Below are 6,815 nucleotides of genomic sequence, written 5' to 3'. Positions count from 1 at the left end.
CCGTACTGGTTTAAAGTTAATCCACTATACATTTGAGAATTCAAACCGATGAAGATAAACCCTGAAAACGGCAGCATCACCCTACCGGACGGCAACATTATTGGCGCACTCACCACGCTTGATGACTGGATTGCATCCTTCCCAAAATCCAGCCCGAATCATCTGCAAGCGGGAATAACCTTTTTCAGTTTGTCATTTACCAAACAGTCCGAACAATACACCCTTACCGTCCAATTCGAGCAGCAACGGCTGGAGCGCTTATCCATATTCTTCTGCCCGATAGGCGAGGACAATAGCTGGGCAGCATGGTCGGAGAAGCACGAATTGCAACGTAGAAAACAGTTTGATCGATGGCTGGATAAACAACTGGGCGATGCCCCTTGTTCCATTAAAGCATCGTTATCCGGCAAATGCCGTCAATTCACCTGGGGCAATGCGGGCGCGTATTACCACAATAAAGACGGCAGTACGATGATTGTCATCAGTTATCGCTGAACGCCTTACAAAGGACACCCCATGCACTACCGATCGCTAACCGCCGCGCTGGAACAATACAGCGGCAGCCTGACCCACCATCCCACCTCCCCAAACAGCCTTGCCCTGCATATCGACCGTCAAACGCAAGGTCGTCTGAAACTCCACACACCCGACGGTATCAGCCTCAGCCTGACTTACAACGATGAACCCGTGTTCTGGTCGTTCTTCAGCCACGATTTATACGACGTTTACCTCATCCGCAGCTACGCCGAAAGCTGGCAGACATACCAGCCCGTCGGGCACATCGGCAGCCGCGTAAACGAACACATCGCCCGCCAACCCGCCGCAAAGCGAGGCCTGTTTTGGAACAAATATTTCATCGAACAACTCGCCACCCACAACGCAGGGCTGCTCGGCATCGGCGAATGGCACTTCGACTACCGCCCCGCCCAACCCCTGCCGCCGCAATGGGGCGAATGCTGGCACGACACCGCCGTAGGGCAGCCTGAAACCGACGAAAACTACGCCCAATGGCTGTTTTCAGGCAGCCGTTTCGACGCGCTGGACAACAATTTTTATACCCAAGCCGAACGCTTCATTGCCCTGAAAATCCACCACGCCGAAGACGGCCGTCTGAAATATTGGCGCAAACGTGCACGGCAAAACCAACTACCGCCCGTCTTGGTGTACGAACTCACCGCCCTGTCCGACCGCTGGCTGATTTTAGACGGACACCTGCGCCTCGCTGCCGCGCTTACCGAAGGGCAACTGCTGCCCCTGATTACCATCCAAGCTACCACCGCCCGACACAGCCCCCAAACCGTCGCTGAACACGAAACCGCAAAAACCGCCGCCCTGTCGCAATACGAAAAAATTGCCCGACAAACCGACCACAATCCCCAAGCCCTAAACGCCGTCAGCCAACACATCGTCCAAGCTTTCGATACCCGCCCCTACCTGCTGCACACCACCCGCGCCGCCGCCGACATCGCCCCGAAAACCTGGCTGCAACAATTGCAAACCTACGCCGCACAACACGGTTTCGCCGAAGAATTTGAACGCGTTTGGACAACGGAATCATGGCCAATGAAACGGGTTGCTGCTTTTCAGGTCGTCTGAAAAGGTCAGGTTGTTTTAAACTTTTCAGACGACCTCAACAGGTAAACCCTTCCCACCCTGACCCACACCAATAATTTCCACCTAATTTTCCCCACATACAATCCCCACAAACGGCGCAGACCGCTTCATATTCCCATCCGTAAGGACCACTACCATGAAAAACATTAAATTTACCTTAGCCATATTTTTCGGCGGCATATTCGCTTTATGGCTGCTTGCTACATCATTTCCAGACCAGTGGGGCGTATTTCCCGTACGCAACCTATTGCTACAACTAACCGGCACCATCAGCATACTGGCCATGAGTGCCTGCCTGATACTTGCCGTGCGCCCCAAAATACTGGAAACCCCGCTTGGCGGGCTGGACAAAATGTACCGCCTGCATAAATGGCTCGGCATCATTGCCCTTTCAGGCAGCATCCTGCATTGGACCTGCAAACAATTCCCCAAATGGCTTATCGAACTTGGTCTGATTGACGGAAAACGTCCGCCACGCCCGCCGATGCAGGAAATATTGACGTTAAAAGATTGGCTGGCTACCCAACGCCACTTTGCCGAAGAAGTTGGCGAAATTGCTTTTTATGTCGCCCTCGTCCTGCTTGTCACCGCCCTCATCAAACGTATACCCTACCGCTGGTTTGCCAAACTCCACATACTTATCGTCCCCGTTTATCTCGCGCTCGTGTGGCACACCATCGTACTGGCAAATTTTGCCTATTGGTCGCAACCGCTGGGATGGCTGCTCATCGCAGCCTTACTTGCAGGCATCGCCTGCTCGCTGATTGCCCTGTTCAAGCGCATCGGCAATCCGCAAAACGCCACCGTATCCTCCCTAAATCAAAACGGCAACCTACTTTCCCTGACCCTGAATGCCCCAAAATGGCAAGGACACCGCGCAGGACAATTCCTCTTTTTACGCGCACACGGAGAAAGCCACCCCTTTACCATCGCCTCCGACTGGCAGCCTGATAACCAACAGCTCACGCTCGTGATCAAAGACTTGGGCGACTACACCCGCCGCCTGCCGCAGCGCCTGAATATCGGCGACACCGTGCAAATCGACGGCGCATACGGACGATTCGACTTTTCCGATGGACAAGCGCAAATCTGGGTCAGCAACGGTATCGGTTTTACCCCATTTCTCGCACGACTCAATGAACTGGCCAAACAGCCCGCCACCCAGCCGACAGACTGGTTCCATGCCGATAGAAACCTGCCTGCCGAAACATTAGCCCACTGGCAAAATTTAGCGCAACAAGCCAATGTCAATTTCCACTATATCCCTTCCGAAACCCAAAGGCTCAGCGCCGAACATATCGGTCAAACCGTCCGCGATAGCGCAAACCGCAGCCTGTGGCTCTGCGGCAGCCGCAATTTCACTCGCAGCATCTCAGGCAGCCTGAAAACGCGGTCGCAACATTTGGAATTCTTCGAATTCCGCTAAACAGTTGCAAATATAGGGCAGCGTGAAATACAGCCCTAACCTAGCCCAAACAAAATAGTCCACACCTTCAAAACGAAGTTGTGGACTGTTTTTTGCTTTTCAGACGACCTTTACTACTTCTAAAAGGTCGTCTGAAAATCCGTCTACCCTAAAGCCACTTTTTCAGCTACCCTTCCCCTATTATTTTCCTCCACTTCCCAAGGAGTTCCCCATGAACATCGCCATCACCGGCGCCAGCGGCAACATCGGAGGCATGGTCGCCCGTCATCTGAACACACGCGGACTGCCGCTGATTCTGCCGCTGCGCAACCCCACCAAAGCGCCCGCCCTGCCGAACTGCGAAGCGCGGCGGTTTGCCTATGACGATTTGGAGCTTGCCAAGCAGGCGTTAAACGGGGTGGAGGTGCTGTTTATGGTGTCCGCTGCCGAGAGCCCGACGCGCGAACAAGAGCATTTGACTTTGGTGCAGGCTGCTTCGGAAGCGGGCGTGCAACATATGGTTTATCTCTCTTTTGCACAGGCGGCGTTGGACAGCACCTTCACACTGGCGCGCACCCATGCGGTTACTGAAAATGCGATCCGACAAACCAATATGCGCTACACCTTTCTGCGCGACAATTTTTACAGTGAGATGATGGCAACGATTGCCAACGCAGACGGCATCATCGCAGGCCCAGCCGACGACGGGCGCGTTGCCTGCGTTTCGCAGCGCGATGTCGCCCAAGCGGCGGCAAACGTCATCGCCGACATCGCATGCGACAACCACCGCCACGACAATCAGACCTACACGCTGACAGGTTCCCAATCATTAAACTTCGCTGAAATAGCCGCCGTCCTAACCGAAATTACCGGCAAACCACACCTCTACCACAACGAAACCCTAGAAGAAGCCTTCGCCAGCCGCAAAGCCGCGTACCCTGACGCGCCCGACTGGCAGATTGAAGCATGGGTTTCCACCTACACCGCCATTGCCAAAGGCGAACTTGCCGCCGTTTCAGACGACCTGCCGAAATTGTTGGAACGTGAGCCGCGCCGCTTTGTCGAAGTTGTAAAGGACATTTATGATGCAGCCTGAACACAACACCCCCTTAATCGAATTCAAAAACGTCAGCAAACGCTACGACAGCCACACCGCCGTGAACGAACTGAACCTCACCATTTACCAAGGCGAGTTTTTCGTGTTGGTGGGCGGTTCGGGCAGCGGCAAATCCACTACGCTGCGCATGATTAATGCATTGACCGAGCCGACCGACGGCGATGTTTATTTCAACGGCAGGCGTATCAAAGATTACGACATCCGCGGGCTGCGCCACCGCATCGGTTATGTGCTGCAACAAATCGCCCTGTTCCCCACCATGACCGTGCGGCAAAACATCGAGCTGATGCCCGACATTTTGGGCTGGGACAAACCGAAGCGCACATCGCGCGTGAACGAACTGCTCGAGCTGGTCGGCATGCCGCCCGAAACCTACCTAAACCGCTATCCGCACGAACTCTCCGGCGGCGAACAGCAGCGCATCGGCATCCTGCGCGCCATCGCCGCCAAACCCGACATCTTGTTGATGGACGAACCCTTTTCCGCCCTCGACCCGCTCGCCCGGGCTTCCCTTCAGGAAACGGTTTCCCTGATTCATAAAAAACTCGGCACCACCATCGTTTTCGTTACCCACGACATGAACGAAGCCGCCAAGCTCGCCTGCCGCATCGGCGTGATGCAACAAGGCAGGCTGGTGCAGGTCGATACGCCGCAGGATATTCAAAACCATCCGGCGGATGATTATGTGCGCTCCCTGTTCGGCGCGGCTCAGTCCGAAAATACCGCCTCTGCTGACGAAGTTATCAACCTTTACCGCCGTTTGGACGCGGACGGCAAAGCGCGGGTAAGGGAACACTGGGCAAAAGAAGGAAGCGAAGAAAATTAGAAAAAGGGTCGTCTGAAAACGTAAAAATGGTTTGAGGCAGCTTGCGATATTTGTTTGAACGCTGCCGAAACGTCGTTTTCAGACGACCTTTTCCCAATCCGTATCCTGATATTGTTATAATCCGAGCTGTCCGGACAACCACCGATTTATATCCATATGAATACCTTCATCCTCCACGACACACGCCCTTATCCGCAGACTCCGGTTAAAAACCATTTACTGATAAACGCCTCCCTGCTCGCACACGGCACGACCGCCGCGACCCGCAAGATCGCCGTGGGGCAGTTGCAAACCGAAATCCGCAGCCAGCTTCATCAAAACTACTACGTCAACTTGTCCGTCGCCATGACCATGGCGCCCGATGTAGAGACTTACAACGCGCTGATGCAGAGTATCAACCAAGTCTTATCCGCCGAAAACGACGACGAAGCCCAATGGTTTGCCCTGCCCGTCGTCATCGTCGCCGGCTGCAAACAGGAGCGCACGCTGCCCCTGACGCTGCCTACCGAAGCACTGACCGCCTGCCTGTCCAACTATCCCCACTTGCGCGCTTTAACGCAAAACACCCAATGGCTGCCCTTCCTCGCTCATTCAGACGACCTAAGCGGCATCACGCCCGAACAGTGGTGGAATGCGAAACAAAACAGCGAATCCGCCGCCGCGTTCCTGCAAACCTTTGAAGACAAACCGCTGATCTGCCCCGAAGGGCAGTCCGTCCACGTCGTTTACGCGCTGGGCTACGGCGACAAAAACCTGCAAACCGCCTTGGGCGTCAACCTGCAACAGGCTGGCCTGCCGCTGATGCAGGTTTGGCAGGAAAGCCTTGCCGCAGTCGGCGTTACCCTCTTCACTAACCCGCTGTCTCCGAACACCCCGCTCCAAGCCCTGACCGACGGCAGCCACACCCGTCAGCGCATGGCGATGGACGTGTTCGCCACCAACGCCATCCGCGCCATCCGTATGCAGAGTCCGCGCGTCGGCGTCGTCATCGCCGCAAGGGTGGGCGGACAGATTCTGTTCGGCTTCAACGCGACCGACAGCGCGTTTGAAGTCGTCCCGCAAGTGTTCGTGTGGAACCTTTCGTCTTCCGACAACATCGCCGTCATCCAACACAACTTCCTCGACCTGATGGCAGAATGCCGCGTCGAGCATATCCGCATTCTGCACGACGTTTTGCCGGAAAATGCCGACCTGCCGACCTACGCGCAATCCCTGTCCCTGGACGGACACAACCCATTCTTCTCCGAACACGCCTAAACCGCCTATGAAAAACCATTCCGTACTCTTCGTCTGCCTCGGCAACATCTGCCGCTCCCCCATGGCGGAATACGTCCTGCGCCACCGCGCCCGCGAAGCAGGCGTAGCCCACCGCGTCCGCACCGACAGCGCTGGCACATCCGGCTGGCACGACGGCGAAAACATGCACCAAGGCACGCGCAAAATCCTCGCCGCCCACGGCATCGACTACCAAGGTTTTACCAGCAGCAAAGTGCGTTCCGAAGATTTCGATGAATTCGACTTCATCATCGCCATGGACGACAACAACCTTGCCGAACTGGAAAAAATGTTCGGCAAACACCCCGACAAAATCTTCAAACTCACCGACCTCATCCCCGAAAGCGGCTACCGCCACGTCCCCGACCCGTGGTACACCGGCGACTTTGACGAAACCTTCAGGCTTGTGGATGCAGGCAGCACCGCGCTGCTGAAAAAGCTGGGTTTGGTTTGAATCGGTTGACAGCGTTTAAAGTTGAACGCAACGCAGTAAAAAAGGTCGTCTGAAACCTCAAATTTGGGTTTCAGACGACCTTTTTCCCTATCTTTATAGTGGATTAAATTTAAATCAGGACAAG

Annotated in this window: 7 protein-coding genes; all 7 read left to right on the top strand. The window is 55.0% G+C overall.

Annotated elements, in window-relative coordinates; genetic code table 11:
- The first annotated feature begins 48 nt into the window (after positions 1-48).
- The 7 genes from HMPREF2726_RS11225 (at position 49) to HMPREF2726_RS11195 (ending at position 6,691) form a co-directional block, all read left to right on the top strand.
- Positions 49-495 carry a hypothetical protein gene (locus tag HMPREF2726_RS11225; protein WP_009312119.1) on the top strand — a complete coding sequence of 149 codons (447 nt, stop codon included), beginning with the start codon at positions 49-51 and terminating at the stop codon, positions 493-495.
- A gap of 21 nt (positions 496-516) precedes the next feature.
- Complete coding sequence (locus tag HMPREF2726_RS11220) at positions 517-1,596, top strand: hypothetical protein (protein ID WP_009312120.1); 1,080 nt, start codon at positions 517-519, stop codon at positions 1,594-1,596.
- 154 nt (positions 1,597-1,750) lie between these two features.
- Positions 1,751-3,040, top strand: a complete 1,290-nt coding sequence (locus HMPREF2726_RS11215) for a ferredoxin reductase family protein (RefSeq protein WP_070603399.1) — start codon at positions 1,751-1,753, stop codon at positions 3,038-3,040.
- A 211-nt stretch (positions 3,041-3,251) separates the two neighbouring features.
- On the top strand, positions 3,252-4,115 hold the full coding sequence (locus HMPREF2726_RS11210) for an SDR family oxidoreductase (protein ID WP_009312122.1): 864 nt from the start codon (positions 3,252-3,254) through the stop codon (positions 4,113-4,115).
- On the top strand, positions 4,102-4,962 hold the full coding sequence (locus HMPREF2726_RS11205) for an ABC transporter ATP-binding protein (RefSeq protein ID WP_009312123.1): 861 nt from the start codon (positions 4,102-4,104) through the stop codon (positions 4,960-4,962). The genes HMPREF2726_RS11210 and HMPREF2726_RS11205 overlap by 14 nt, the downstream gene beginning before the upstream one ends.
- A 156-nt stretch (positions 4,963-5,118) precedes the next feature.
- Positions 5,119-6,219: a hypothetical protein gene (locus HMPREF2726_RS11200; protein WP_009312124.1), complete on the top strand. Its 1,101-nt coding sequence runs from the start codon at positions 5,119-5,121 to the stop codon at positions 6,217-6,219.
- A 7-nt stretch (positions 6,220-6,226) separates the two neighbouring features.
- Positions 6,227-6,691 carry a low molecular weight protein-tyrosine-phosphatase gene (locus HMPREF2726_RS11195; protein ID WP_009312125.1) on the top strand — a complete coding sequence of 155 codons (465 nt, stop codon included), beginning with the start codon at positions 6,227-6,229 and terminating at the stop codon, positions 6,689-6,691.
- Positions 6,692-6,815: the final 124 nt, after the last annotated feature.

The organism is Neisseria sp. HMSC074B07 (genome assembly GCF_001810355.1).
Classification (GTDB): Bacteria; Pseudomonadota; Gammaproteobacteria; order Burkholderiales; family Neisseriaceae; genus Neisseria.
Note: the sequence above shows the minus strand (reverse complement) of the source record. Positions and strands in the feature narration are given on the sequence as shown.